Origin of the sequence: Lentzea albidocapillata subsp. violacea (genome assembly GCF_900100275.1) — a bacterium.
GTDB lineage: Bacteria > Actinomycetota > Actinomycetes > Mycobacteriales > Pseudonocardiaceae > Lentzea > Lentzea violacea.
Genome location: NZ_FNET01000004.1, coordinates 77,889 through 100,747 on the forward strand (window position 1 = coordinate 77,889; position 22,859 = coordinate 100,747).

Genomic DNA, 22,859 nt, shown 5'->3' on the forward strand with positions numbered 1-22,859 from the left:
ATTACTGGAGGTAAAGATCCGTTCGCTCAGGGCGGAACGCGCTGTTCTCCGCGGCCTTCCTGAGGTGACGGAGCCAGGCGGCGAGGGATTCACCGAGGGCGGCCCGCATGCCGTCGACGTCGGCGAGCACCGGGTCTCCGTCCCAGGACTCCTCGGTGCGGACGTGCACCGACGACCCGATCGCGTCGAACGTCCACAGGTGGATGCCGGTGATTCCGCTGACGGTTCCACCCCAGAGGATCCGGCGGGGCGCCCGTAGCTGGTACACAGTGGACTCGATGTCGAGACCGGCCGTGCTCCAGCAGAAGACGCTGCCCGTCCGAAGAGGACGGTCTGCGGCGGCGGCGGTGATGTCGGGTTGCCAGTCCGGCCACGAGGGCACGTCGGTGAGCAGCCGCCACACGCGCTGCAGCGGCGCGGCGACGACGGTGTCGCAGTGCACCACCACGGGTGCCTTCACGTCGATTCCGGTGATCATTCGCAGACCCTTTCGGGAACGGGAGCGGCAGCCTGTCCGCGACCATGGTCGTGCGAACTCGCCCCCGCTCGCGTCGGCAAGAGTCACCTAGTGCCGTCACCGGCAACCTTCGCCGCGTCTTCCGGCGCTCAGCAGGGCGCCTCGCGGCACTAGTCACCCGAGATCGGGCATGTCCCTGAGCTGTCTGCGTGAGGTGACACCGAGCTTGCGGAAGATGCTGCGCAGGTGGGCGTCCACCGTGCGCGGGCTGAGGAACAGGCGCCCGGCCACCTCCTTCGTCGTCGCGCCCGCCGCGACCTGGCGCGCGATGTGCATCTCCTGCATGGTCAGCCGGTCGTAGGTGTGCTCGGAACGGTTGCGGGCCACCTCCCCGGTCGCGCGCAGCTCGTCGGCGGCCCGGCGGGCGAACGCTTCCAGGCCGATCTCCGACAGCTGTTCGTGCGCGGTACGCAGGTGTTCGCGTGCGTCGCGACGGCGGCCGGTGCGGCGCAGCCACTCCCCGTACCGCAGGTGCGCCCGAGCGAGTTGCAGGACCAGTGGGCTACCCGCCAGGTGTTCGAGCGCCTCGCGGTGGTCGTCTTCCAGGTCGCTGACCAGCGCCCGCGTGCCTGCCGCGACACCCAGAGCGAAGCTGGTTCCCGCCGGCTCCGTGCGCTCCAGCAGGGACTCCAGCGCTGATTTCGCGACCGCGTTCTCGCCGCACCGGATCGCGGCCTCCACCAGTTCGGGCAGGGCGATGCCGGTGAGGAAGAGGTCGCCGCCCGCCACGGCGCGGGTGGCCGCGGCCAGGGCGGCCGGGTAGTCGGCCAGGCCGTTGTACAGCACGGCCGTCGCCCAGTGGGCGTTCGCGGTCAGCTGACCGGCAGGCCTGCTCATCACCTCGGCGAACAGGTCGAGCACCTCCTGGCGGCGCCCACGCATCGCCGCCAGGTGCACTCTCGGGTAGAGCTGCGGCAGGTCACCGACTGCGTCGGCGATCGCCTCCTCCTCCGCTATCGCGGCCATCGCCTGCCCGAAGTCGCCGGTGAACACGGCGGACAGCGCCGTCTGCGCCAGGCCGAGCCGGATCGTCATCGGTGATCCCGTGTCCCGCCCGGTCCGCACCAGCCAGTCGACGACCGTCGCGTGCAGGTCGATGTCCCACAGCTCGCCCGCGAGCACCGTGGCCAACGCCGGCGCCCGCATCCACCCGGCGGTCCCGTCGCCGGTGAGAACCCGCCGCAGCGCCGGTATCCCGGCATGGTGCCCCTCGGTGTTCAACAACACCAATGCGTCGAGGAGATTCGGCGGTCCCGATGCCGGCAGCGCCACCCTGGCCGCGTCGAGCACCCGGTCCATCACTCCCGCGGCCCGTCCGACGAGGAGCCCCATCTCCAGTGCCGCCACGAAGCACTCGCGCGAACGTTCCGGATCACTGGTGGCGAGCCGCTGTGCTGCCCGCAGGATAAGCTCCGGCCCCCGGATGGACCCGTCCGCGCCCTGGACGAAGGCGATCTGCCCGCGCAGCAGGTCGGTGGACGCGTGCTGGAGATCGTCCAGTGACTCGGTGTCGAGGCTGGTCAACAGTGCCGCCGCCGCGTCGGCCTGGCCGGCCGCGAGGGTGGCCCGCGCGGCCGCGAGCGTGCGCTCGGTCTGTTTGCCGGGGTCGAGTGACAGCTCCGCCGCACGTTCGAGGAACGCGGCCGCTGCCGCCACTCCCCCACGCGCCTGCGCGCGCGAGGCCGACGACTCCAACTGCGCCGCGACCTGTTCGTCCCGCCCGGTGGCGGCCTGCGCGCGGTGCCAGGCCTGCCGGTCCGGCGCGGCGACGGGGTCGGTGGCGTCGGCCAGTGCCCGATGCGCCACCTGACGCCGCTCCGGTTCGGCCGCGCGATAGGCGGCCGAGCGTGCCAGCGGGTGGCAGAACCGTGCGCGCGTGCCGAACCGCACGAGCCCGGACGTCTCGGCGATGGCGCTCGTCGCGGGCACGTCGAGGCCCAGCAGCCCTGCGGCCGTCCACAGCAGACTCAGGTCGCCGGTGGGATCGGCACTCGCGAGGGTCAGCAGCAGCCGCACGTCCGCAGGGAGTTCCGCCAGTCTGGTCCGGAAGCTCCGCTCGATCCGGCTCGCGACCGGTGACGGTGTCGGCAGCGCGAAGCCGCCCGCCTTCGGCAGCTCGATCAGGGCCAGCGGGTTTCCGCGTGCCTCGGCGAGCAGGCGGTCACGCACCCGCTCGTCGAGCGTCACCGTCTTCTCCTGAGCCAGCAACGCGCGCGCCTGCGCGTCGCTCAGGCCGCCGACGGTCAAGCCGGGCAGTTCGTCCAGGCCGGGGAGGACGCCGGAGTCGCGAGCCGCGAACACCATCGCGATCGGCTCGGCCGCGACGCGTCTCGCGAGGAACGTCAACGCCCCCACCGAAGCGGCGTCCATCCAGTGCGCGTCGTCGACGACGCACAGCAGCGGACGTTCCGTCGCGGCGGCCGCCAGTAGTTCGAGCGTGGCGAGGCCGACGCGGAACGGGTCCGGTGTGCCGTCGGCCAGCCCGAACGCGACCAGGAGGGAGTCGCGGTAGGGAGCCGCCAGCGAGTCGAGGTGCGTCAGGACCGGCACGCACAGCTGGTGCAGTGCCGCGAACGGCAGCTCCCCCTCGAACTCCGACCCGGACGCGCGGATCACCTGGAACCGCTCCGCTGCCGCGTGCTCGGCGTGGTCCATGAGAGCGCTCTTGCCGATGCCCGGCTCGCCACGCAGGACGAGCACTCCGCCCTCACCCTTCTCCGCGGCGCCGACGAGGGCGAGCAGGCGAGCGATCTCGTCGTGCCGGCCGACGAGCGAGCGGGAGGACGTCGTGGGCATGGTCCGAACCATAGGACACCGGCACAAGTAGGTGATTGTCACCGACGCGAGTGGCGCCGGTTCACGAAATGGTCATGGCATCCGCCAAGCGGAACCGGAAGCCCTCTGCAGAAGGACGAGACGATGAGCGACAAAACCGCAGCCACGACACGGATACCGCGCGGGGTGGCGATGGCCGGCCTGGCGAGCGCCATGTTCCTGGTCATTCTCGACGCCGCCATGGTGAACCTCGCGGGATCCACGATCCGCGAGGGCCTCGGGCTCACGGCCGCCGAGCTCACGGTCGTCGTGGACAGCTATCTGGTGGCGTTCGCCGGTCTGTTGCTGCTCGGCGGCCGTCTCGCCGACGTACTCGGTGGCCGCAAGGTGTTCCTGACCGGTATGACCGGCTACCTCGCGGCGACGGCGTTCTGTGCGCTGGCCACCTCCAGCGGGATGCTGGTCGCCGGACGGATCGCGCAGGGCATCGGGGCCGCGATCCTGATGCCTGCCGCGCTCTCTCTCGTGCTCGCCCTCTACTCGTCTCCCGCGGAACGCACTCGTGCGATGGGCATCTGGGGCGCGGTCGCCGGTACCGGCAGTCTCCTCGGCGTCTTTCTCGGTGGCACGCTGACCCAGCTGCTGGGCTGGCAGTCGGTGTTCCTCACGCCGGTGCCGTTCGGTGTGGCGGGAGCGATCCTCGTGTGGCGCTCGGTGCCCGCGGTCCCCGGTAGGCCCGGCAGGTTCGACGCGCTCGGCGCGATCACCATCACCGTCGGGATCTCCGGTCTCGCGCTGGGCATGGTCTCCGCCTCGGATGCCGGGTTCGGCGCGCCCAGCACGATCGTCGGCCTTGTGGTCGGCCTCGCCTCACTGGTGGCGTTCGTGGTCGTGGAGCGGCGTTCCACGCACCCACTGGTCCCGCTCGGCGTCTTCCGCCGCAGGCCGGTGATCACGGCGAACGTCGTGATGTTGCTGACCGGCGGCACGCTGACGAGCCTGTTCTTCTTCCTGCCGCAGTACCAGCAGGACGTGCTCGGGATGACCCCGTTGTCGGCGGGGATGACCCAGATCCCCATCGCCCTCATGATCATCGTCGGCAGTGTCGTCGCGCCACTGCTGGCCAGGCGCATCGGGCTGTCCCACGCGCTGCCGGTCGGCCTGGCCGTGCTGCTCGTCGGTTTTCTGTGGCTGGCGATGGATCCGACGACCAGTGGTTTCTCGGTGAGCCTGCTGGGCGCGTTCGTGCTGATCGGGCTCGGCCTCGGACTCGGGCTCGTCAACGCTACGGCGATGGGGGTGCGCGACAGCGAGGCCGGCGAGTCGGGCCTGCTCAGCGGGCTGGTCAACGCCGCGCAACAACTGGGCGGCGCGGTCGGGCTGGCCGCACTCGCCGGGATCGCCATCGGCGCCGCGGGCACGCACGGGGACATCTCGTTCACGACCGCGTTCTTCGGCGAGGCCGCGCTCGTCGTCATCGCCCTCGCGTTGTCGCTCTTCTCCGCCGCCGGGAAACGGCAGGCCCTGACCTCCTCCACCGAAAGGAACGCACCACGATGAACGCCCCCACCGTGCTCGTGACCGCCGCGACCGGAACCGTCGGTTCCGCGCTGGTTCCCGCGCTGTGCAGCCGCGGCGTCAGCGTCCGCGCCATGACCCGCGACCCCGGCCGCGTCGTCCCCGGTGCCGAGACCGTCGTCGCCGACCTGCGGGAGCCGGAATCGCTTGCCGCCGCACTGAAAGGCGTCGACGCGGTCTTCCTCAACAGCCCCTCGACGCTCGACGCCGCCGCGCTCCAGATCCGGTTCGCCGACCTCGCCCGCGACGCCGGCGTGCACCGGCTCGTCCTGCTCTCCCAGTACGGGGCGCGCGCCGACTCGCCGGTGCGGTTCCTGCGCTGGCACGCGGAAGTCGAGGCCCACGTGGAGAAGCTCGGGCTCGATCACACCGTGCTGCGTCCCAACCTCTATCTGCAGGCGCTCCTCGCCTTCGCCGGCCCGATCGCGCAGGGCTGGTTCGCCGCACCGATCGGCGACGCCGCCGTCAGCGCCATCGACACCAGGGACATCGCCGACGCTGCCGCCGCCGTGCTGACCGGCACGGGACACACCGGCCGCACGTACACGCTGACCGGGCCACGCGCCGTGACCCACCACGAGATCGCCGCGGCGCTCGCCGCCGCGACCGGGCGGGAGGTCGCCTTCCACGACACGTCCGCGGACCAGTTCGCCGCCGCGCTGACCGGAATGCTCCCGCCCTGGCAGCTCGACGGCCTCGTCGAGGACTACGCCCACTACGCCAGAGGTGAAGCCGCCGAGGTGCACACGTCCGTCGCCGACCTCACCGGACAGCCCGCACGCGACGTCACCGACTTCGCCCGCGACCACGCCACCGCGTTCGCAAGCTGAAAGGGAAGTCCGATGATCTACCACTGCATTCGTTTCACCCTCAAGCCCGGCGTCTCGGAGGAGGACAAGGTGGCCGGTCTCGCGCAGATGCGTGAGCACAGCAACGCCATCCCGTCCATCAAGGCGCGCGTCGTCGGCCCCGATTTCGGCGGCGAGTTCGAGTATGGCGCCGTATCCCTGATCGAGGACCTCCAGGGTTACGAGGAGTACATGAACCACCCGGCGCACCTGGCCATGGACCGCGCCGGGCTGCCGCTGGTCGACAGGTTCGTGTCGTTCGACATCACCGACGATCCGGACCCGGAGATCGGCGCGAAGATCGCCGAGGTCCACCGGCGCCGCTACGAGAACATGCCCGACATCGCCGGCCTGGTCTCCGATCTCGGCGAGTACTCCGGCAGTGCCGCACCCGGCAAGCACGCGCACTGACCGCGAAGGCGGGCGTGTTCCCTGGCATGGGAGCACGCCCGCTTTCGCGTTCCCGTGCGCGGTTAGGTGTTGTCGCCGACGCGAGCGCGGGTGGTTCGTCGCGAGCAGGGCTACGAGGGCGCCGGCCTGACCGGCCTGACCGACGCGATGGGCATCTCCGCCACCAGCATGTACGCGACCTTCGGCAACAAGGAGGAGCTGTTCCGCAAGGTCCTGGAGCGCTACACCGAAGGACCGAGTGACTACCTGGCCAGAGCCCTCGAAGAGCCGACCGCACTCGGCGTCGCGACCGCGATCCTGGCCGGCACCGTTCGCACGACCACACGTCCGGCAGGCCCCCACGGGTGCATGGGCGTCCAGGGCGCCCTGGCCACCGGCGAGTCCGGGCACGCGGTCCGCGACCTCCTCGCCGCCTGGCGCAACAACGGCTGCCGCCACGTCCGCGAGCGCTTCCAGCGGGCCGCCGACGACGGCGACCTGCCACCGGAGGCCGACCCGGCGCTGGTGGCCCGCTACGTCACCACCCTGGCGTTCGGTATCGCCGTACAGGCCGCCGGCGGTGCCGGCCGCGACGAGCTTCAGGAAATGGCCGACGCCGCCTTGCGCGCCTGGCCTCTCCACTGAGAACCACCGTGCCGGATAACGCCCGGGCATGAAGAACCGGCATTGGTACGACCGAACCGCGCGCGCACAGACTGAGGATCCCTGCCACTGCCCTGAAAGGTCCCCGATGGCTGTGCGGATTCGACGAAGGTACTCGTCGGCCACCCTGTTGCTCTGCGGTCTGCCGCTGTGCTGTGCACTCCTGAGCCCAGCCGTGGCACACGCCGGCGACACGATCGGCTCCGACGGTTACGTGCACGTCGCGCCCAACGGTGTTGTGCTCGGCGTCGACCCCTACTACCCCACCGACGGCAACGGTGGTTACGACGTCGGCGACTACACCGTCGACCTGTCCTACGACCCGGCCTCGCGTTTCCTCAACGCCAAGGCCGTCGTCACGGCCACCACCACGCAACGCCTCAGCCGGTTCAACTTGGACCTGCGCGGCCTCACCGTCACCGCGGTGAAGGTCAACGGCGTGCCCGCGTCGTTCGTCCGGGCGAAAGCCCACGAGCTGGTGATCACGCCCGCCACCGAACTGGCGGCGGACGCGTCGTTCACCGTGGAGGTCGTCTACTGCGGTCGCCCCCAGCCGGAGTACGTCCCTGGCCGGGGCGCCACCGGCTGGCGCACCACTCGGTCGGGGGGTGCGGTCGCGGCCGGTGCGCCCCATTCGGCGACCACGTGGTTCCCGGTGAACGACACCTCGGTGGACAAGGCGACCTTCCACCTCAACGCCACGGTTCCCGCCGGGTGGAGCGTGGTGTCGACCGGAGTGCGCAAGTCCGTCCACAATGGAACCCACAGCTGGGTGGAGGAGGTGCCGGCCACGCCTTCCGCCACGATGATCGCGATCGACCGGTTCACCGTCCGCGAGTCCACCCTGCACTCGGGCACGACGGTGCTGGATGCCTTCGGGCCGGGCGCCGACACCGCGCTTGCCAGGACTCTGCCCGCGGCGATGGAGTTCCTGACCGGCAAGCTGGGCGACTATCCCCTGCCTGCCACCGGTGGCGTCTACCTGCAGGACTGGCTCTACTACTCGCATCCCTCGCAGGGCCGTCCGGTGCACGGCGGCTTCGCGGGCGAGTCGGCGCTGGTGCAGGCCTTGGCATCGCAGTGGTGGGGCAACCACCTCGCCATCAAGATGTGGAAGGACCAGCCGCTGGTCGACTCGTTCGCCCGGTACACGGTGTGGATGTGGAACGAGGCGAAAGGCGGGACCACCGTCGAGCAGCACTACCAGGACGCGCTGCGCCGGGCGGGTTCGGACGCCCGGTTCTGGGGACGCCAGCTGGCTGATCCGGGAGTGGGACGGGAGTTCTCGGTCACCGACAAGGGCGTGCTGATGGTGCACGCGCTGCGCAAGCACATCGGTGACGAGGCGTTCTTCACCGTGCTGCGGGACTATCCCGCGATCTCGACGCTGCTCAACCAGGGCTGGTACGACTGGGAGCTCTATACGGCAGCGGTGGCTGACAAGGACCTCACCGCGTTCTATGAGGCCTGGGTTCACGGAACGACCCTGCCACCGGCAGAGCTTCGCTGACGGTTTGGGCTTGTTACGGGTGTCCCTCCGGTTCCGGTGGGACACACCGCTTCGTCAAGCCAGGTAACGGGAGTAGACCGGCGAGGCCTCGCACTCGATCCGGTAGGCCAGCGCGGCGTCCACGAGGACGGCGCGCGCCACTCGCGCGAACTCGCTCTCCCGGTGCCACACGAGCAGGAACCTGCGCGACAGCGCGTCGTCCGCGAGCAGCCGGGCGGCGACCTGCTGGTGCCCTTCGCACGCCGCCTGCGACAGCCCGACGGCACCGTTGCGCACGGCGGCCGCGGTCATCCCGAACGACTCCGAAACGTACTGCACCCGTGGAGTGAAACCCTTGCGGCGACAGGATCTGTGGAAGTACTCGTGGAAACGCGACGAGTCGGGCGGGGGCAGCACCCACGGTTCGTCGGCCAGCTGTTCCAGGCCGATCACCTTGTGCCGGGCCAGCGGATGGTCCTCGCGCAGCAGCACCAGCGTCCGGTCGTGCGCCACCACCGCGAAGTCCACCGACGCGGGCGCGACCGCCTCGAACCCGGGATAGTCCTTGACCACGCCCACTTCCAGCCGCCGCTGCGCCACCATCTCCACGACGAGGTCCCGGCATTCGCTGTCGAACAACGACGCGGCCGGCCCGTGCGGCCGGTGGCTGTCGACGATCGCGGGCAGGTGGCACAGGACCGGCGAGCACACTCCGCCCACCCGCACGAGCTCGGAGGGGCTGGTGCGGACCTCGATGTCCCGCGCCAGCCCTTCCATCATCGGCAGTACCGCGCTGATCCGATCGAGCAGCAGTTCCCCGGTGGGTGTCGGCATGACCGACGCGGTGCTGGAGCCGCGGTCGAACAGCCGTTGCCCCAACGCGTTCTCGAGGCGCTTGAGACTGCCGCTGACGGCGGGCTGGCTGATCCCGAGCCGCACCGCCGCTTCGGACAGGCTGCCGGTCTCGCCGATCGCCCGCACGAGCTTCAGGTGGTGGACGTCGAGCTCCATGCCGTCACTTCCCCCGTCAGCGGTGAGTGTCGACCCGGGATGGCGGCGCCGGCCGCATGATCCCGGCCGTTTTGCCGATCGCAGCGTACAACGCGAACGCGACCACGACGGAGTTGATCGTCGGAATGCCGAACGGCACCAGGAAACCGACCGCGGTTCCGGCCGCCCAGCACACCAGCGAAGCCGGTACCCAGTCCGGCGGAACGGCCGGCAGTGCCCCTCTCGCGCGCGAGGCGTCCAGCTCCGCGCGCCAGGTGCGCACGATGAAGTACTCGGCGATCATGATGCCCGCCACCGGCGGCGTGATCACCCCGATCCAGGTGAGGAACACGGTGAAATGGCTGAGGATGCCCAGAGCGGACAGCAGGGTTCCCAGAGCGCCCAGCCACAGCGTCGCGGTCGATCGGCTGATCCTCCTGCCCAGCAGCACGTCGACGGTGTTCACCAGGCCGAGGGACGCCGAGTAGAGGTTCCAGTCGTTGATCTTCAGGATCGCCGTGATCATGATCAGCGTCCCGATCACGCCCGAGTTGGACATGATGATGCCGACCACGTCGGCGCTGAGGGCGGCGTGCGCGAGCAGCACCCCGGTCAGGCCGATCAGGTACTCGCCGAGCGTGACGCTGATCAGCGTCTGCTTCACGACGTCGGAGGGACGCCGGTTGAACCTCGTCATGTCGGGGGTCATGACGGCGCCCATGATGAACGCGCCCGCGACCAGCGTGGTGCCCTGGGCGAGGCTCAGCGCCGGGCCGGGCGGGGCCATGCCGACCAGGTCCGAGAGGTCGTGCCGGTGCAGCTCGGAGACGATCGTCCAGCCGGTCAGCAGCAGGAACGCGGGCACGGTGAGATAGGCCGTCCACGCCATGGTGTGGAAGCCCGCCACGACGATCACGGTCACCACGATGCCGCCGAGGATCGCCCACACCCAGACCGGCGGACCGCCCATCAGCCGGTGCAGGCCGTGCGCGAACACGTCGTTCTGCACGCCGAACCAGCCGGCCAGGCTGAGCGTCACGAGCAGGCCGACCAACGCGGAACCGCGTGCCCCGAACCCGGCCCAGCGGGCCAGCACCGACGTCGACACGTTCTCCCGCACGCCCGCGATCCCCATCAGGATCGTGACGATCTCGAGCATCACCGACCCGAGCGTGATCGCGAGGACCGCGTCCCAGAACGTCATCCCGAGTCCGAGCGTGGCGCCGAGGAGGAACTGGTGGAACGCCGAAACCTGCCCGAACCGTTGCACGGCAACGGAGACCCACGACCGCCGGGCCTCGTCGGGGAGCCTGCTCAGCGAATAGTCGTCGTGTGCCACCGTCAGACCGCCTCTTCGTGAGGTGTCAGCACGACGAAACCCTGTGCGGGATTCGGCAGCCAGGCCAGTTCCCTGGCGTACAGGCGTTCCAGGAACGCCACCCTCTGGTGGTAGGCGAACACCGAGCTGTCGACGCCCGCGATCGCCGGGGTGTCGATGAACATGGGCAGCTCCGCGAGGAAGTACCGGACGGCGCACCGCAACTGTTCCTCCGTAGGCACCTGGCCGTCCGGCAGGCGGCGGTCGAGCACCCAGCGCGTGGCCTCCAGGCACTCCCCGGCGAAGGCGTCGTCGGTCATGAACCACGCACCCGCGTCGCGCAGCAACTCCCGGTACCTGTCGTTGCGGGCCAGGGCGGCGCCGTCGAGCAGGTGCTCCTCCGGCTCAGACACGCCGGCGTCGCGCAGGGCGCGGCAGATCTTGTTCACCACGTACTGGCCCTGCCGTCCGGCCTTGCGCTGCGCGCGGCCGGGTTCGTAGCCCAGTGCCTCCAGCGTGTACACGGACGCGTGGTCGGGCACGAAGAAATGGAAACGCTCGAATTCCCGCATCGCCCAGCGAGCGAGTGCGGTGATGCGTTCCACCGAAAAATAACTGTTGAACGGGCTCACACCGACGCACACATGCCTGCCGCTTCGCAAAGGGGTGGCACAGTGCTCGGTCAGCGGAGTTGTCAGCAACACCGTCGACTCCGAAAGTCATATTCACAGGGGCAGGGAAATCCGGATTCGACCACTATCGGCAGAAGCAGAACCGGCGGGTACTGCCGGAACGTCATGCCGTCGCCTTATGCGCCCAACGCCCGAATGTCCTGCTCCGTTCGGCGCCGAACTGCTGACAGAACGCGTTCGGGCGTGTCTGATGAGTGACATGGAGCTCCAGGTCCGCCATCTGCGGGTGCTCGTCGCCATCGCGCGAGCGGGCAGTCTCAACCGGGCTGCCGGCGAGCTGCGGCTGGCCCAGCCCGCCCTCAGCCACCAGCTGCGCCGCATCGAGCAGCTGGTGGGCGAACGGCTCTTCGACCGCGGCCCGCGCGGCGTGCGCGCGACCCGGATCGGAGAGCTGGTGCTCGCCCGCGCCGCGGCGATCATCCCGGCGTTCGACGAGCTGGACCGGGACTTCCGCCTGCAGCAGCCGTCCCCCGGCGGCCTGCGGATCGGCTGGAACGACAGCAGCCTCGTGCCCGGCCTGTTCGGCTGCGTCGAGCGGCTGCTGCCGGGCCATGAGCTCACCAGCCGCGCGGACCTGTCGCACAGCAGGCTGGTCACGCAGGTCGCCGGTGGGTGCGTCGACCTCGCGGTGGCGATGATCTGCGGTCCGCGGACGCTGGCCGTGCCGGACGGGGTGCGCGCCGAGCGGGTGGTCGTCGAGCCCTCGTTCGTGGCGCTGCCGGCGCGGCACCCGCTGGCGGCCTCGCCCGTCGTCGAACTGGGCGACCTGGCTCAGGAGCAGTGGATCGTGTCCAGCTGCGGCGACGGCTGCCGGGTCGTGTTCCGCGAGATGTGCCTGGCACACGGGTTCACCCCGCGCATCGCGCACGACGTCGACGCGCTGCGGCACCGCCTGGTGTCCGGCGAGCACGGGGTGTGCCTGGTGCAGCCGACCACGCCGGAACCTCCCGGCATGGTGATCCGGCCGCTGGCCGGTGATCCCATGAAGGTGCAGCACGTCCTGCTCTGGCGCGCGGACCATCCGCTCGGCGACCGGTTCGCGGCCGTGCATCTCGCCGCCGTGGCCGTCTACGAACAGCTCGTCGCGCAGAACGACCGCTATCGCGGATGGATGGATAACGGCGTGGCATAGCGCGCTGACAGTGGGCATGGATCCCCGGCCCGGCCACACTCGGAATCGGCGCGAAATACTGCGCGAACCGTGCCGGAAAGGGATCGCTTCGATGTTGCCGTTGATCTCCCGAGAGGAACTCCACAAAGGAATCGACGCGGGCACCCTGGTGGTGGTCGACACCATGCCCGCGGGCTACTACGAGAGAGAACACCTGCCCGGCGCGGTGAACATTCCCGGATTTCCCTACGAGCAGGCGGCCGAGTTCACCGACCGGCATGCACCCGACGTCCTGCCGGACAAGACCGCCGAGATCGTCGTCTACTGCGCCAACGTGCCTTGTCGCAACAGCGAGCTCGTAGGGGCCCGGTTGGTTCAGCTGGGGTACTCGAACGTGCGCAAGTACCGCGAGGGCATCGAGGACTGGGTCGGTGCCGGCCTCGCCACCAGCTCCGGTTGAGCACCTGCGGTTGCCCGGAATTTTCCCTGCCTATCAAGGAGTTCTCCATGTCCCTGCTCAAGAACTGGCTACGCGCGGGCGTCGCGGCCGTGGTCGTCATGGCCTCGGTGCTGCTGGCCGCGCCCGCCCAGGCCGCGCCGCCGACCGGCTCGAACGTCCAGATCAGCGCGGAGCACGTCATCAAGGTGACGTCCGCGAACCACGCCCAGGTGATGGAGCAGTCCAGGACCAAGCTGGTCATCCTGGACTTCGGCGCCACCTGGTGCCCGCCCTGCCGTCAGCTCAAGCCGGTGCTCGAGAAGCTGGCCGCGGAGTACAACGGCCGGATCCTGGTCGGCATGGTCGACGTGGACGTGAGCCGTGACCTCTCGTCCCAGTACCGCATCCGGTTCCTGCCCACCCTGGTGCCGGTGCGCAACGCGGCGGAGCTGCCGAACTCCCGCATGATCGGGTTCAAGGGCGAGGCCGCGCTGCGGTCGTGGATCAACGCCCAGCTCGCCAAGGGCTGATCCGGTCCGGCCTCCGCCCCGGCACGGGTGTCCTGCTCCCGTGCCGGGGCGGTTCCCACGCGAGAGGAATCCCTTGTCCCAGAACAGGCTGCCGTGGCGAGCGCTGCTCGCACTGACCCTGACGGTGCTGCTCGGCTGCCTTTGCGAGGTGCTGCCCGCGGGGTTGCTCCTGGGTATGTCCGCGGATCTCGGGGTCTCACCGTCCGCCGCCGGACAGCTGGTCACCGTCTACGCGGTCACCACCGCGGTCACCGCGATCCCGCTGACCGCGATGACCTCCCGGCTGCCGCGCAAGCGTGTGCTGGTGGCGCTGGTGCTCGGATTCGTCGTGACGAACCTCGTGATCGCGCTGTCCCCCGGCTATGGCGTCATTCTGGGCGCACGGGTGGTATCCGGCGCCATCACCGGCGTGATGTGGTCACTGGTGGCGGTGTACGCGATGCGGATCGCGCCGCCAGGACAGGCCGGACGCGCGCTGGCGATCGCGATGGCGGGCACACCGGTCGGATTCGCGGCGGGAGTGCCCGCCGGCACGGCGCTCGGTGAACTGGTCGGCTGGCGCTGGTCGTTCGCGGCCATGGCGGCGATCGCGGTGCCGTTGCTGTGCTGGATCCTGCTCGTGGTGCCGGCGGTCACGACCGAGCCCACCCGGCCGGCGCGACACGCCCTGCCAGTGCTGCGTCCGATTCTGGTAATGGTGTTCGTGTACTCGTTGGCACACAACATGCTCTACACGTACGTAGGCCCGGTCCTCGCTCGACTGGCACAGGAAGACCTGCTGACCACGGCGCTGCTCGTCTTCGGTATCGCCGCCGTGGGCGGAATTCTCGCGGTCGGGTCCACTTTGGACCGCAATCCGCGTGGAGTGCTGGGCTGGTGCCCGGTGCTGACCGCGGCCGGCATGGTTCTGCTGGCGATGTCCGACGACGTGGCCACCACCCTGATGGCCTGCGCGGTATGGGGCCTGGCGTTCGGCGGCGCACCCACGGCGTTCCAGGCAGTCACGGCTCTGATCGCGGGACGGGACGCGGATCGAGCCCAGTCGCTGACCATCGCGGCCTGGAACGGCGCGGTGGCAGGGGGTGCCGCGGTGGGAGGAGTGGTGCTGGACACCGCGGCACCCGCATTGATCTGGACGGCCGCGGCGCTGCTGGTGGTGCCGTTCTGGGCGGCGACCCGCCTTCCCGCCGCCGTGGGGCGCGGCGCGTCCACAGGCTCCTGATGGAGTGGTCGTCGAAGTGGGATCAGACCACGGCGACCGGGCAGCTCGCGGGTCGTGCGATCCAGTTATGACTTCCTCCATGGCCCAGGTCGTGGCCGTCTCGCGACGGTCCGAAGTGGATGGATGCGCGGATCAGCAGGTGGCGCGCTCGACGGTGGGTGGCACCGGGTCGACGTCGAGGATGCCGGGAGCAGGCGCCGGCCGGGGAACCTTCCGGCCGTTGTGCGCCGAGGGCGCGTTCGAGGTCTCCGGCGGTGTGGACCGCTCCAGGAAGCGGAGCAGTTCGACGGGGAACGGCAACACCAGCGTGGAGTTCTTCTCCGCGGCCACCTCGACCACGGTCTGCAGCAGCCGCAACTGCAGCGCGGCCGGGTGCTCGGCCATGGTCTCGGCGGCGCTGGCGAGCTTCGCCGAGGCCTGCAGCTCGCCGTCGGCGGTGATGACGCGGGCCCGCCGCTCGCGTTCGGCCTCCGCCTGGCGCGACATCGACCGCTTCATGGACTCCGGCAGGACGACGTCCTTGATCTCCACGCGGTCGATCTGCACGCCCCAGCCGAGAGCCGGGCTGTCGATCATCAGTTCCAGCCCCTGGTTGAGCCGTTCCCGGTTCGACAGCAGGTCGTCCAGATCGCTCTTGCCGATGATCGAGCGCAGCGACGTCTGGGCGACCTGGCCGACAGCCGCGTGGTAGTCCTCGACGTCCACGATCGCGCGGACCGGGTCGTCGACCTTGTAGAACACCACAGCGTCGACGCGCACGGTCACGTTGTCGCGGGTGATGCCGTCCTGCGCCGGGACCGGCATCGTGATGATCTGCATGCTGACCTTGCGCAGGCGGTCGGCGAGCGGCAGGAGCAACGCGAGTCCCGGGCCGCGAACCCCGGAGCGCACGCGGCCGAACCGGAAGATGACGCCTCGCTCGTACTGGGTGATGACCCGGACGCTCGACATCAGCCCGAACAGGCCGATACCGGCGAGGGTGAGCAGCAGCACGGAGATCGCGTTCATGTCGTCCTCCCGATGTCTCGCAGACTAGTATCGTATCACGATATGTCGGGAATGACCGATCCAGAAAACGCTGCCGCACAACGGATGTCCGCCTCGTGAGTGCTCCAACTCGTGACAGACACGCACAGCGGGTGTGTCGAGCTCCGCGCGGTACCGGCGGCGGGAACACGGGTCAGACGGGCGGCGTGAGCGCCGATCCCATCCGACGGAGTTCATCACGGTGCAGCGTGCTCAGCTGCGCGAGCACCTTCTCCCCCAGTTTGGTCAACAGCACCCGCACGGCCCGCGCGTCGGTCGGATGCGCCGCCCGTGTCACAAGGCCCTCCCCCTGCGCCCTGTTGACCAGCTCCACCACACTGTTGTGGCGCAGCTGCAGCCGGTCGGCGAGCTCGCGCACGCTGGCCCAGTCCCGATCCGGGAAACCCTTGAGCGCCAGCAGCAGCTGGTACTGCTGCGGGGTGAGCCCGTGGCCGCGCACGGTCTCCTCGCTGAACCGGAGGTAGCTGCGGATCCCGAACCGGAACCGCGCCAGCGCCTCGAAGTCCCGCTTGGTCAGCGGCTCACCCTCCGTCGTCATGAACCCATGACACCACGCCTTTCAGGTCCGCGGCTCTCCGACCCGCCCGACGACTTTGTATCGTGATACGATATGAGGGCGGGTCCTGCCGTGATCCGCGGGAGGTGCGCCGTGCTCAGTGATCGCGAACGCGAGGCGCTGTACGAGATCGAGCGCCGGTTCTGGGACGAGGATCCGATCCTCGCTCTTTCCCTCGATGCCGCCGGACGACGTCTGACGCGCGACCGTCGCCGGTACGTCTACGCGGCCACGGCCGCCGTGGCCGCTCCTCTCGGTTTGTTCATGCTGGCAGTAGGACTGCCGTCCGCCGCGCTGGTGTTCGCCGCGGTGGCCGGATGGGCGTGGGTGGCGCGGCGCCGCCGGATCGACCAAGGCCGCCGCCACCCATGACCGCGTTCGTGCCCGGCGTCCCCGCCGTCGATGCCGGGCACGAACGCACCGGCTTTCGTCCGAAGACCGGCGCTGGAGTGGGACGGCTGCTCAACCGTCCGCTCCAGCGCCGGATCGCCTAGCGGTGGAGCTGGCCGCGCACGGCGCCTGCCGGGTAGTCCGTGTTGTGCACGTTGACGTAGAAGCGCTCAGGATGGCGGGCGATCTCCTGCGCGAGCGTCCGGCCGACGTGCGAACAGCTGGAACTGGAACCATCAGCCGGTGCTTCGAGGTGCACCACCACAGGCCCGGCGGTGCCGGCCGCGCCGCGGTGGATGTGCGCGGCGGACGCGGCCTGGATGCGCTTGACCACGAGGGTCGCGCACACGTGGTCCCGCTTCACGCGGACGCTCGCGTGGCCGCGGCCGTCGGGATCACCCGGTCCGGGCACCTCGGCGGCGCCGGTGAGCCGGGCGCTGCGATGCACTGAGCCGAGTCCCAGATCGAGGTCGAGACCAAGTCCGATGCCGATGTTCACGCCTGAACCGTGCGAGCCGTGGTCATCGGCTTGCGCCGCGGGCGCGAACCCGGCGAACAAGAACGCAGACACGGCGACCGGGGCGATCAGATTTCGGATGTGACGCTTCACCTGAACCTCCACGCAGAGCGAATGGTCTGTCACTCTCCATTCGCGACGGGAAGCGATCCGGATTGCCCGTCTGATCCGCGCGGTGCTCAGACCGCGGCGTCGGACAGGCGGCGAACGTCTACCTGCCGCCGGGTCTGGATCAGGTCGCGCACGCCGCCGAGCCCTTCTTCCCAGCAGTTGACGTGCATTCCCGCCACCACCTCGCCGTCCGCGAGCCAGAAGGCGTGGAACGCCCTGCCGTCGATATCTCCCCTGGTGACGACCTGATCGTGACCACCGGGGTGGCCGGTGAACTCCATTCCGACGTCGTACTGGTCCGTGAAGAAATACGGCAGTTCGTCGTAGACGACCTCGTGTCCGAGCATCGCCCTCGCCGCGGCCTTGCCGCTCTCCACCGCGTTCGCCCAGTGCTCGACCCGCAGCCGCCCGCCGTACCTGGCGCTCGGGATGGCGGCGACGTCACCCGCCGCGTAGATGTCCGGATCGTCGGTGCGCAGGGACGCGTCGACCCGGATCCCGCCGGCCTCTGTGGCGAGGCCGGCCTGTTCGGCCAGCGAGATGTTCGGGTGGGCACCGATGCCGGCCACCACGAGGTCAGCGGGGATCTCCTGGCCGTCCGACGTGATCACCGCCGTGACCCGGTCGCTCCCCCGCAGTTCGGCGACCTGGGTGCCGAAGCGGAAGTCGACGCCGTTGCCGCGGTGCAGGTCGGCGAAGAACCCGCCGATCCGTGGACCCAGCGCGGCGTGCAGCGGTGTCGGCGCGGGCTCGACCACCGTGACCGGGCAACCACGGCTTCGAGCGGCCGCGGCGATCTCCAGGCCGATCCACCCCGCACCTGCGACGACCACCCGGCCACCGGCGTGCAGTGCCTCGCGCAGCCGGTCCGCCTCGCCGATCCGGCGAAGGTGGTGCACGCCGGCGAGATCGGCACCGGGCACGCGCAGGCGCCGTGGACGCGAGCCCGTGGCGAGCAGCAGTTTCGTGTAGCGAATCCGCTCGCCGCCGGCGATCTCGACTTCACGAGCCGCACGGTCCAGGCCTGTCACCGGGCTTCCGAGCCTCAGCTCGACCGAGTTGGCCTCATACCAATGCTCGTCGTGCAGGTACACCGCGGCGCGTTCCCGCGTTCCGAGCAGGTAGTCCTTCGACAGCGGCGGACGGTCGTAAGGCCGCTCATGTTCGTCACCGAGCAGCACGACCCGTCCGCCGAAGCCCTCCTCCCTCAGCGTCCGCACCGCGTTCGCCGCGGCCAGACCGGCGCCGACGACGACGAGTTCGGTCATGCGGCCCTCCCCTGCCGGGACCACACCGCGAGCCGAGCGAGCGCGAGCGCCGCCACGAGCAGGCCGAAGTCGCGCAGTGCGACGTCGAAGAGACCGGGGCCGGTCACGAGGTTGACGATGATCCCGGCCAGCCACGCGGCGACCAGCAGGCCACCGAACCGCGGCGCGACGGCGACCACCAGTCCCGCGACGATCTCGATCACTCCGACGGCGTACATCGCCTGCTGAGCCGTGCCCGGCACCACCCCGTCGATCCACGTCGCGAGGTACGGCGGCCAGTCGACGAGCAGGTTCGTGAACTTGTCCAGGCCGAACAACACCGGCGCGATGGTGAACACCGTCCGCAACAGCACGAACGCCTGATAGGCCGGGTCAGCGCGCAGAACACCGGACGCGGACCGACCGTGGGAGACCTCGGTAGCCATGACCATCCCTTCTAAAAACAAGTTGAGCTGACTTTAGAACCACTGCCGCGATTTGGTCAACTCAAGTTGGTTTTAGAAGCGCGACACGATTGCGACGCCACGCCGACCGCATCCCGACATGGCAGCAGCACCGTCGGCGCCATGACGGAACCCCTGTCCACCAGGACCACCACCGAACGCAGAACCCATCTGCCGGCCTTGGACGGGTTGCGCGGGGTCGCGATCGCCGGAGTGGTGTTGTTCCACGCCGGCGACCTCGTGCCAGGCGGGTTTCTCGGCGTGGATCTCTTCTTCGCGCTGTCCGGTTACCTCATCACGGACCTGCTGCTGCGGGAGATCGACAAGAGCGGCACCGTGTCGTTGGTGGCCTTCTGGGGCAGGCGGATCCGCCGCCTGCTGCCCGCTCTCGTGACGATGCTCGCCGTTGTCACCGTCGTGGTCTGGGCGATCGCGCCGGACGACGTGGTGCGCACGACGCTCCGGGACGGCCCGTGGGTGCAGCTGAACCTGGTCAACTGGCATCTGCTCGCCGAGTCGGCCGGCTACTGGGACCGGTTCGGCACCGGCCGGGTGTTCGAGCACCTGTGGAGCATCGCGGTCGAAGAGCAGTTCTACCTGGTGTGGCCGGTGGTCCTGGTGGTCCTGGTGGTCCTGGCGCGGTGGGGACGGCGGGTGGAGCACCGGGTCGCGATCAGCGCGGCTCTCGTGTCCGTGCTGTCACTGGGATTGATGGTCCTGCTGCTCGACACGGCGGACACCACCAGGGTGTACACCGGGACCGACACCAGGGCGTTCTCGCTGCTGCTCGGTGCCGCGGCCGCCACGCGGCCGGTGCGGGACGCGCTCGCCGGCGCCGTCGGCCGGTGGGCCGGTGCCGTGCTGGTGCTGCTGGCACTGGGAACCGGGACGGCGTGGGTGTTCGCGGCCGGTGCCGACTCGGTGTGGCTGTTCATGGGCGGGCTCTTCGCGCACTCGCTGGCCGCCGCGCTGCTGGTCGCGCTGTGCGCGCAGGCTCCGGGAGCACTGGTCGCGAAAGCCCTTGCCTGGCAACCGTTGCAGTGGCTCGGGCAGCTCTCCTACAGCCTGTACCTGTGGCACTGGCCGGTGTTCGTGCTGTTCCCGCCGGAGCGCGGCTGGTTCTGGACCGTGACGGCCTGCGCGGTGTCGATCGGGCTGGCCGCGATGTCGAAGTACCTGGTCGAGGACCCGATCCGGTTCCGCGCCAAATGGGCGCGGGGACGTCGCGGCGTGATCGCGTGCACGGCGGTGATGATCGCTCTCGCGATGTTGTGGCTGCTGATGCCCGTTCCGGCCGCACCCTCGATCGACGTCACCCGGATCACCTGATCAGCGGACAGGTTCGCTCCACATCGGACTCAGGGGTGGTCTGGGTGAAGCGGATCTGCACCTTCATGTCCCGCGCTCCCCCGCTCTGCACGTGGACTCCCAGCGTCGTGCACACGATCTGGCCGATTCCCCGCGGTGTCACCTCGTCGGCCGCCAACGGCACCAGCAACCGGATCACGTCCGGCGCGGTGGTCACCACCACCCGTGGCGTCGAGACAGGTGCGATCTCCGTACGCAGGTTCGAACCGCCAGGTCCGAGCAGTAGCAGGTTCAGGGCCTCGGAAACGGTGCCGAGCCGGCCCGTTTCACGTAGCTGCGGCTGCAGCTCGCCGCGCGCGTCGACGAAGTAGAGCGTGACTCCCGGTGCCACCCCGGTGGGTGCCTCGCCGCCATCGTCCACTCCGGACGGCTGCACTCCGCACCCCGCGACCAGCAGCGCCACCACGGGCCAGATTCGCTTCACCGGACCTCCGCGTCCCGCGGCAGCAGCAGGACGAACCGCGCCCCGCCACCATCGATGTTCTCCGCCGTGAGCGTGCCGCCGTGCAGACGGGCGTTCTCCAGCGCGATCGCCAGGCCGAGACCGCTGCCAGGGGTGCGGCTGCGGGCGGCGTCAGCCTTGTAGAAACGGTCGAACACGTGCGGCAGCACGTGTTCCGGCAGGCCCGGTCCGTTGTCCGTGACCGCGACCCGCACCTGCTCACCGGAGGCCGACACGTCCACGCGCACAGGTGGTGCGCCGTGTCGCAGGGCGTTGCCGACCAGATTCGCCACGATGACGTCCAGTCTGCGCCGGTCCAGCCGCGCGGACACCGCGCCGGGGGCCACCAGCCCGGCCACGCCCAGCCAGTCACGGGCGCGCAGGCAGTCGTGCACCGCACGGGTCACGTCGACCTCCTCCATGCGCGACTGGGCGGTGCCCGCGTCGAACCGCGAGACCTCCATCAGGTCCTCCACCAGCCGAACCAGCCTCCTGGTCTCGGTGATCGCCAGTTCCGCCGACTCCCTGGCATCGGGCTCCATGCCGTCCGCCGTCATCGCCAGCACCTCCACCACCGCTGTCAACGTGCTCAGCGGTGTGCGCAGCTCGTGCGACACGTCCGCGGCGAATCTCCTGGCGTCGGCCTGCATCCGCCGCATCGCGGCCATGGACGTCTGCACCGACCGGGCCATCTCGTTGATCGTGACGGTGAGGTCGGCGAGCTCGTCGGCACCCTGCGGCTGCGAGCGCGCGTCGAGGTCCCCCGCCGCCAGCCGGCGCGCGGTGTCGCGGAGATCCCGTACCGGGCGCAGCACGCTGCGCGCCGCGAGCAGCGCGAGCACCACCGCCAGCGGCAGCGCCAGCGCGGCGGTGAGGATCGCGGAGCCCGTCATGTCGTCGATCTCCTGCTCGACGGCGGTGAGGTCCCGCGCGGCGTACACCTCGATCCCGGACGGGGTCCGGGCACCGTCCAGCGCGGTGGTCATGACGGGGGTGCCGAGCAGCAGCCACGGCGTTCCCTCCGCCGTGATCCGTTGTGCCATCAACCGTTTCTGGTCGCGTACGGCGCTCCGCAGCGCGTCGGTGACCAGCGCGGAGACCGAACCGTCCGCGGATCGCAGGTCCTGGTAGACCACCAGCGTGTTCCTGCCGACCGCCGCTCGCAGCCGCTCCAGTGCGCTCTGATCGGGAGGACTGGCCAGTTCCGGCGCGACCGCCGCGATCTGGGCGGCGACCGTTTCGGTGAGCCTCTGCTGTGCCGACGTCACGAGGGCGGTGCTCGCCGATCCCGCCCCGGACCAGGCGACCGCCGCCGCGCCGAGCACGGTCACCAGCACGAACGCCACCAGCAACCGGGGCCGCAGCCCACGCGGGCTCATACCGGCCCGAACCGGTAGCCGAACCCGCGCACGGTCTGCACGTGCGCCGGGGTGCCGGGACTGGCCTCGATCTTCGCCCGCAACCGCTGCACGCAGTTGTCGACCAGCCGGGAGTCGCCGAGGTAGTCGTGCTCCCACACCTCCTGCAGCAACTGCTGCCTGCTGAACACCCTGCCCGGAGCGCCGGACAGGGTCAGCAACAACCTCAGCTCGCTCGGTGTCAGTGCCACCGGCGCACCGCGCACCTCGACGGTCAACGCCGCGGTGTCGATCCGCAGGTCACCGAGCACCCGGACGCCGTCGGCGACGCTCGTGCTACGTCGCAGCACCGCCCGGATCCGCGCGTCGAGAACCGTGGGCCGCACAGGCTTGACCACGTAGTCGTCCGCACCCGCCGCCAGCCCGCCGACCACGTCGAAGTCGTCGCCCCGCGCGGTCAGCATGATCACGGGCACCTCGCCCTGCGCCCGGATGCGACGGCACACCTCGAAGCCGTCGACGCCCGGCAGCATCAGATCGAGCACCACCAGGTCCGGAGTGGACGATCGGAACCCGCGCAGCCCTTCCTCCCCCGTGTCCGCGGTGCGCACCTCGTGGCCGTGTCTGCTCAGCGCGAGCTCGAGCCCCCGCCGGACCAGTGGATCATCCTCGATGAGCAGAATCGCCGCCACGCCGTCGAGTATGGACACCACCCGCCCCGGATGGCCGGTGACAGCGCTCGCCTGCGACACAAACGCGACAAAGCGGCGGATCTCCCGGGACACGCCGGTGGCACC

At 70.1% G+C, this 22,859-nt stretch carries 24 protein-coding genes; 11 read left to right on the forward strand and 13 right to left on the reverse strand.

Annotated elements, in window-relative coordinates; all coding sequences use genetic code 11:
• Window position 1: 1 nt before the first annotated feature.
• Window positions 2–478 (reverse strand): SRPBCC family protein, encoded by a 477-nt coding sequence (locus BLR21_RS10845; protein ID WP_090005710.1) that lies wholly within the window; start codon window positions 476–478, stop codon window positions 2–4.
• A 153-nt stretch (window positions 479–631) separates the two neighbouring features.
• A complete protein-coding gene (locus tag BLR21_RS10850; RefSeq protein ID WP_090006029.1) occupies window positions 632–3,313 on the reverse strand; it encodes an AAA family ATPase in 2,682 nt (893 codons plus the stop codon).
• A gap of 123 nt (window positions 3,314–3,436) precedes the next feature.
• Here BLR21_RS10850 and BLR21_RS10855 point away from each other — a divergent pair, with 123 nt between their 5' ends.
• From BLR21_RS10855 to BLR21_RS10875, 5 genes are all read left to right on the forward strand, one after another.
• Complete coding sequence (locus BLR21_RS10855) at window positions 3,437–4,852, forward strand: MFS transporter (RefSeq protein ID WP_218130840.1); 1,416 nt, start codon at window positions 3,437–3,439, stop codon at window positions 4,850–4,852.
• A complete protein-coding gene (locus tag BLR21_RS10860) occupies window positions 4,849–5,700 on the forward strand; it encodes an SDR family oxidoreductase (RefSeq protein ID WP_090005711.1) in 852 nt (283 codons plus the stop codon). The genes BLR21_RS10855 and BLR21_RS10860 overlap by 4 nt, the downstream gene beginning before the upstream one ends.
• A gap of 12 nt (window positions 5,701–5,712) precedes the next feature.
• Window positions 5,713–6,129 carry a Dabb family protein gene (locus BLR21_RS10865; RefSeq protein WP_090005712.1) on the forward strand — a complete coding sequence of 139 codons (417 nt, stop codon included), beginning with the start codon at window positions 5,713–5,715 and terminating at the stop codon, window positions 6,127–6,129.
• 90 nt (window positions 6,130–6,219) lie between these two features.
• Window positions 6,220–6,753 (forward strand): TetR/AcrR family transcriptional regulator, encoded by a 534-nt coding sequence (locus BLR21_RS10870; protein ID WP_256334623.1) that lies wholly within the window; start codon window positions 6,220–6,222, stop codon window positions 6,751–6,753.
• 106 nt (window positions 6,754–6,859) lie between these two features.
• On the forward strand, window positions 6,860–8,281 hold the full coding sequence (locus BLR21_RS10875; RefSeq protein ID WP_420843874.1) for a M1 family metallopeptidase: 1,422 nt from the start codon (window positions 6,860–6,862) through the stop codon (window positions 8,279–8,281).
• 54 nt (window positions 8,282–8,335) lie between these two features.
• On the opposite strand, the gene BLR21_RS10880 is transcribed toward BLR21_RS10875, so the two are convergent.
• The 3 genes from BLR21_RS10880 to BLR21_RS10890 are packed head-to-tail and all read right to left on the reverse strand — an operon-like array spanning window position 8,336 to window position 11,272.
• Window positions 8,336–9,271 carry a LysR family transcriptional regulator gene (locus tag BLR21_RS10880; RefSeq protein ID WP_090005715.1) on the reverse strand — a complete coding sequence of 312 codons (936 nt, stop codon included), beginning with the start codon at window positions 9,269–9,271 and terminating at the stop codon, window positions 8,336–8,338.
• Window positions 9,272–9,287: 16 nt separating this feature from the next.
• Entirely contained in the window at window positions 9,288–10,589 is a 1,302-nt protein-coding gene (locus BLR21_RS10885; RefSeq protein WP_090005716.1) for a purine-cytosine permease family protein, read from the reverse strand.
• A 2-nt stretch (window positions 10,590–10,591) separates the two neighbouring features.
• On the reverse strand, window positions 10,592–11,272 hold the full coding sequence (locus BLR21_RS10890) for a tRNA-dependent cyclodipeptide synthase (RefSeq protein ID WP_090005717.1): 681 nt from the start codon (window positions 11,270–11,272) through the stop codon (window positions 10,592–10,594).
• A gap of 178 nt (window positions 11,273–11,450) precedes the next feature.
• Here BLR21_RS10890 and BLR21_RS10895 point away from each other — a divergent pair, with 178 nt between their 5' ends.
• The 4 genes from BLR21_RS10895 (at window position 11,451) to BLR21_RS10910 (ending at window position 14,562) form a co-directional block, all read left to right on the forward strand.
• Window positions 11,451–12,392, forward strand: coding sequence for a LysR family transcriptional regulator (locus BLR21_RS10895; RefSeq protein ID WP_256334624.1), 942 nt, complete (start codon window positions 11,451–11,453; stop codon window positions 12,390–12,392).
• A gap of 91 nt (window positions 12,393–12,483) precedes the next feature.
• The gene (locus BLR21_RS10900) at window positions 12,484–12,831 is read left to right on the forward strand and encodes a rhodanese-like domain-containing protein (protein ID WP_090005719.1); all 348 of its coding nucleotides are present in this window, start codon (window positions 12,484–12,486) and stop codon (window positions 12,829–12,831) included.
• Between the two features lie 47 nt (window positions 12,832–12,878).
• Window positions 12,879–13,340 (forward strand): thioredoxin family protein, encoded by a 462-nt coding sequence (locus BLR21_RS10905; protein ID WP_090005720.1) that lies wholly within the window; start codon window positions 12,879–12,881, stop codon window positions 13,338–13,340.
• A 73-nt stretch (window positions 13,341–13,413) separates the two neighbouring features.
• Window positions 13,414–14,562, forward strand: a complete 1,149-nt coding sequence (locus BLR21_RS10910; RefSeq protein ID WP_256334625.1) for an MFS transporter — start codon at window positions 13,414–13,416, stop codon at window positions 14,560–14,562.
• Between the two features lie 132 nt (window positions 14,563–14,694).
• Here BLR21_RS10910 and BLR21_RS10915 read toward each other — a convergent pair whose 3' ends face one another.
• On the reverse strand, window positions 14,695–15,570 hold the full coding sequence (locus tag BLR21_RS10915; protein ID WP_090005721.1) for a slipin family protein: 876 nt from the start codon (window positions 15,568–15,570) through the stop codon (window positions 14,695–14,697).
• A 172-nt stretch (window positions 15,571–15,742) separates the two neighbouring features.
• A complete protein-coding gene (locus BLR21_RS10920) occupies window positions 15,743–16,147 on the reverse strand; it encodes a MarR family winged helix-turn-helix transcriptional regulator (RefSeq protein ID WP_030477298.1) in 405 nt (134 codons plus the stop codon).
• Window positions 16,148–16,258: 111 nt separating this feature from the next.
• On the opposite strand from BLR21_RS10920, the gene BLR21_RS10925 reads away from it, so the two are divergent.
• A complete protein-coding gene (locus BLR21_RS10925) occupies window positions 16,259–16,537 on the forward strand; it encodes a DUF3040 domain-containing protein (protein ID WP_176929580.1) in 279 nt (92 codons plus the stop codon).
• Window positions 16,538–16,655: 118 nt separating this feature from the next.
• Here the strand turns inward: BLR21_RS10925 and BLR21_RS10930 are convergent, their stop codons facing one another.
• The 3 genes from BLR21_RS10930 to BLR21_RS10940 form a co-directional block, all read right to left on the reverse strand.
• Window positions 16,656–17,165 (reverse strand): CHRD domain-containing protein, encoded by a 510-nt coding sequence (locus BLR21_RS10930; protein ID WP_176929581.1) that lies wholly within the window; start codon window positions 17,163–17,165, stop codon window positions 16,656–16,658.
• 86 nt (window positions 17,166–17,251) lie between these two features.
• Entirely contained in the window at window positions 17,252–18,451 is a 1,200-nt protein-coding gene (locus tag BLR21_RS10935) for an NAD(P)/FAD-dependent oxidoreductase (protein ID WP_090005724.1), read from the reverse strand.
• Complete coding sequence (locus tag BLR21_RS10940; protein WP_090006032.1) at window positions 18,448–18,876, reverse strand: hypothetical protein; 429 nt, start codon at window positions 18,874–18,876, stop codon at window positions 18,448–18,450. The genes BLR21_RS10935 and BLR21_RS10940 overlap by 4 nt, the downstream gene beginning before the upstream one ends.
• 141 nt (window positions 18,877–19,017) lie before the next feature.
• Between BLR21_RS10940 and BLR21_RS10945 the strand changes: the two genes are divergently transcribed.
• Window positions 19,018–20,223: an acyltransferase family protein gene (locus BLR21_RS10945; protein WP_090005725.1), complete on the forward strand. Its 1,206-nt coding sequence runs from the start codon at window positions 19,018–19,020 to the stop codon at window positions 20,221–20,223.
• On the opposite strand, the gene BLR21_RS10950 is transcribed toward BLR21_RS10945, so the two are convergent.
• From BLR21_RS10950 to BLR21_RS10960, 3 genes are read right to left on the reverse strand one after another with little or no spacing between them, the layout of a single operon-like run.
• Window positions 20,216–20,686: a hypothetical protein gene (locus BLR21_RS10950; protein ID WP_090005726.1), complete on the reverse strand. Its 471-nt coding sequence runs from the start codon at window positions 20,684–20,686 to the stop codon at window positions 20,216–20,218. The two genes, BLR21_RS10945 and BLR21_RS10950, sit on opposite strands and share 8 nt — an antisense overlap.
• Complete coding sequence (locus BLR21_RS10955) at window positions 20,683–22,083, reverse strand: sensor histidine kinase (RefSeq protein ID WP_090005727.1); 1,401 nt, start codon at window positions 22,081–22,083, stop codon at window positions 20,683–20,685. The genes BLR21_RS10950 and BLR21_RS10955 overlap by 4 nt, the downstream gene beginning before the upstream one ends.
• Entirely contained in the window at window positions 22,080–22,754 is a 675-nt protein-coding gene (locus BLR21_RS10960; RefSeq protein WP_090005728.1) for a response regulator transcription factor, read from the reverse strand. Before BLR21_RS10960 ends, BLR21_RS10955 begins: the two co-directional genes overlap by 4 nt.
• Window positions 22,755–22,859: the final 105 nt, after the last annotated feature.

What these genes read in the sequence shown, in the direction of transcription:
- BLR21_RS10875 (WP_420843874.1), top strand. Translation starts at nt 6,860, where the DNA reads ATGGCTGTGCGGATTCGACGAAGGTACTCGTCGGCCACCCTGTTGCTC.
- BLR21_RS10915 (WP_090005721.1), bottom strand. Translation starts at nt 15,570, where the DNA reads ATGAACGCGATCTCCGTGCTGCTGCTCACCCTCGCCGGTATCGGCCTG.
- BLR21_RS10855 (WP_218130840.1), top strand. Translation starts at nt 3,437, where the DNA reads ATGAGCGACAAAACCGCAGCCACGACACGGATACCGCGCGGGGTGGCG.
- BLR21_RS10860 (WP_090005711.1), top strand. Translation starts at nt 4,849, where the DNA reads ATGAACGCCCCCACCGTGCTCGTGACCGCCGCGACCGGAACCGTCGGT.
- BLR21_RS10905 (WP_090005720.1), top strand. Translation starts at nt 12,879, where the DNA reads ATGTCCCTGCTCAAGAACTGGCTACGCGCGGGCGTCGCGGCCGTGGTC.
- BLR21_RS10880 (WP_090005715.1), bottom strand. Translation starts at nt 9,271, where the DNA reads ATGGAGCTCGACGTCCACCACCTGAAGCTCGTGCGGGCGATCGGCGAG.
- BLR21_RS10940 (WP_090006032.1), bottom strand. Translation starts at nt 18,876, where the DNA reads ATGGCTACCGAGGTCTCCCACGGTCGGTCCGCGTCCGGTGTTCTGCGC.
- BLR21_RS10935 (WP_090005724.1), bottom strand. Translation starts at nt 18,451, where the DNA reads ATGACCGAACTCGTCGTCGTCGGCGCCGGTCTGGCCGCGGCGAACGCG.
- BLR21_RS10895 (WP_256334624.1), top strand. Translation starts at nt 11,451, where the DNA reads ATGAGTGACATGGAGCTCCAGGTCCGCCATCTGCGGGTGCTCGTCGCC.
- BLR21_RS10920 (WP_030477298.1), bottom strand. Translation starts at nt 16,147, where the DNA reads ATGACGACGGAGGGTGAGCCGCTGACCAAGCGGGACTTCGAGGCGCTG.
- BLR21_RS10900 (WP_090005719.1), top strand. Translation starts at nt 12,484, where the DNA reads ATGTTGCCGTTGATCTCCCGAGAGGAACTCCACAAAGGAATCGACGCG.
- BLR21_RS10845 (WP_090005710.1), bottom strand. Translation starts at nt 478, where the DNA reads ATGATCACCGGAATCGACGTGAAGGCACCCGTGGTGGTGCACTGCGAC.
- BLR21_RS10955 (WP_090005727.1), bottom strand. Translation starts at nt 22,083, where the DNA reads ATGAGCCCGCGTGGGCTGCGGCCCCGGTTGCTGGTGGCGTTCGTGCTG.
- BLR21_RS10850 (WP_090006029.1), bottom strand. Translation starts at nt 3,313, where the DNA reads ATGCCCACGACGTCCTCCCGCTCGCTCGTCGGCCGGCACGACGAGATC.
- BLR21_RS10945 (WP_090005725.1), top strand. Translation starts at nt 19,018, where the DNA reads ATGACGGAACCCCTGTCCACCAGGACCACCACCGAACGCAGAACCCAT.
- BLR21_RS10865 (WP_090005712.1), top strand. Translation starts at nt 5,713, where the DNA reads ATGATCTACCACTGCATTCGTTTCACCCTCAAGCCCGGCGTCTCGGAG.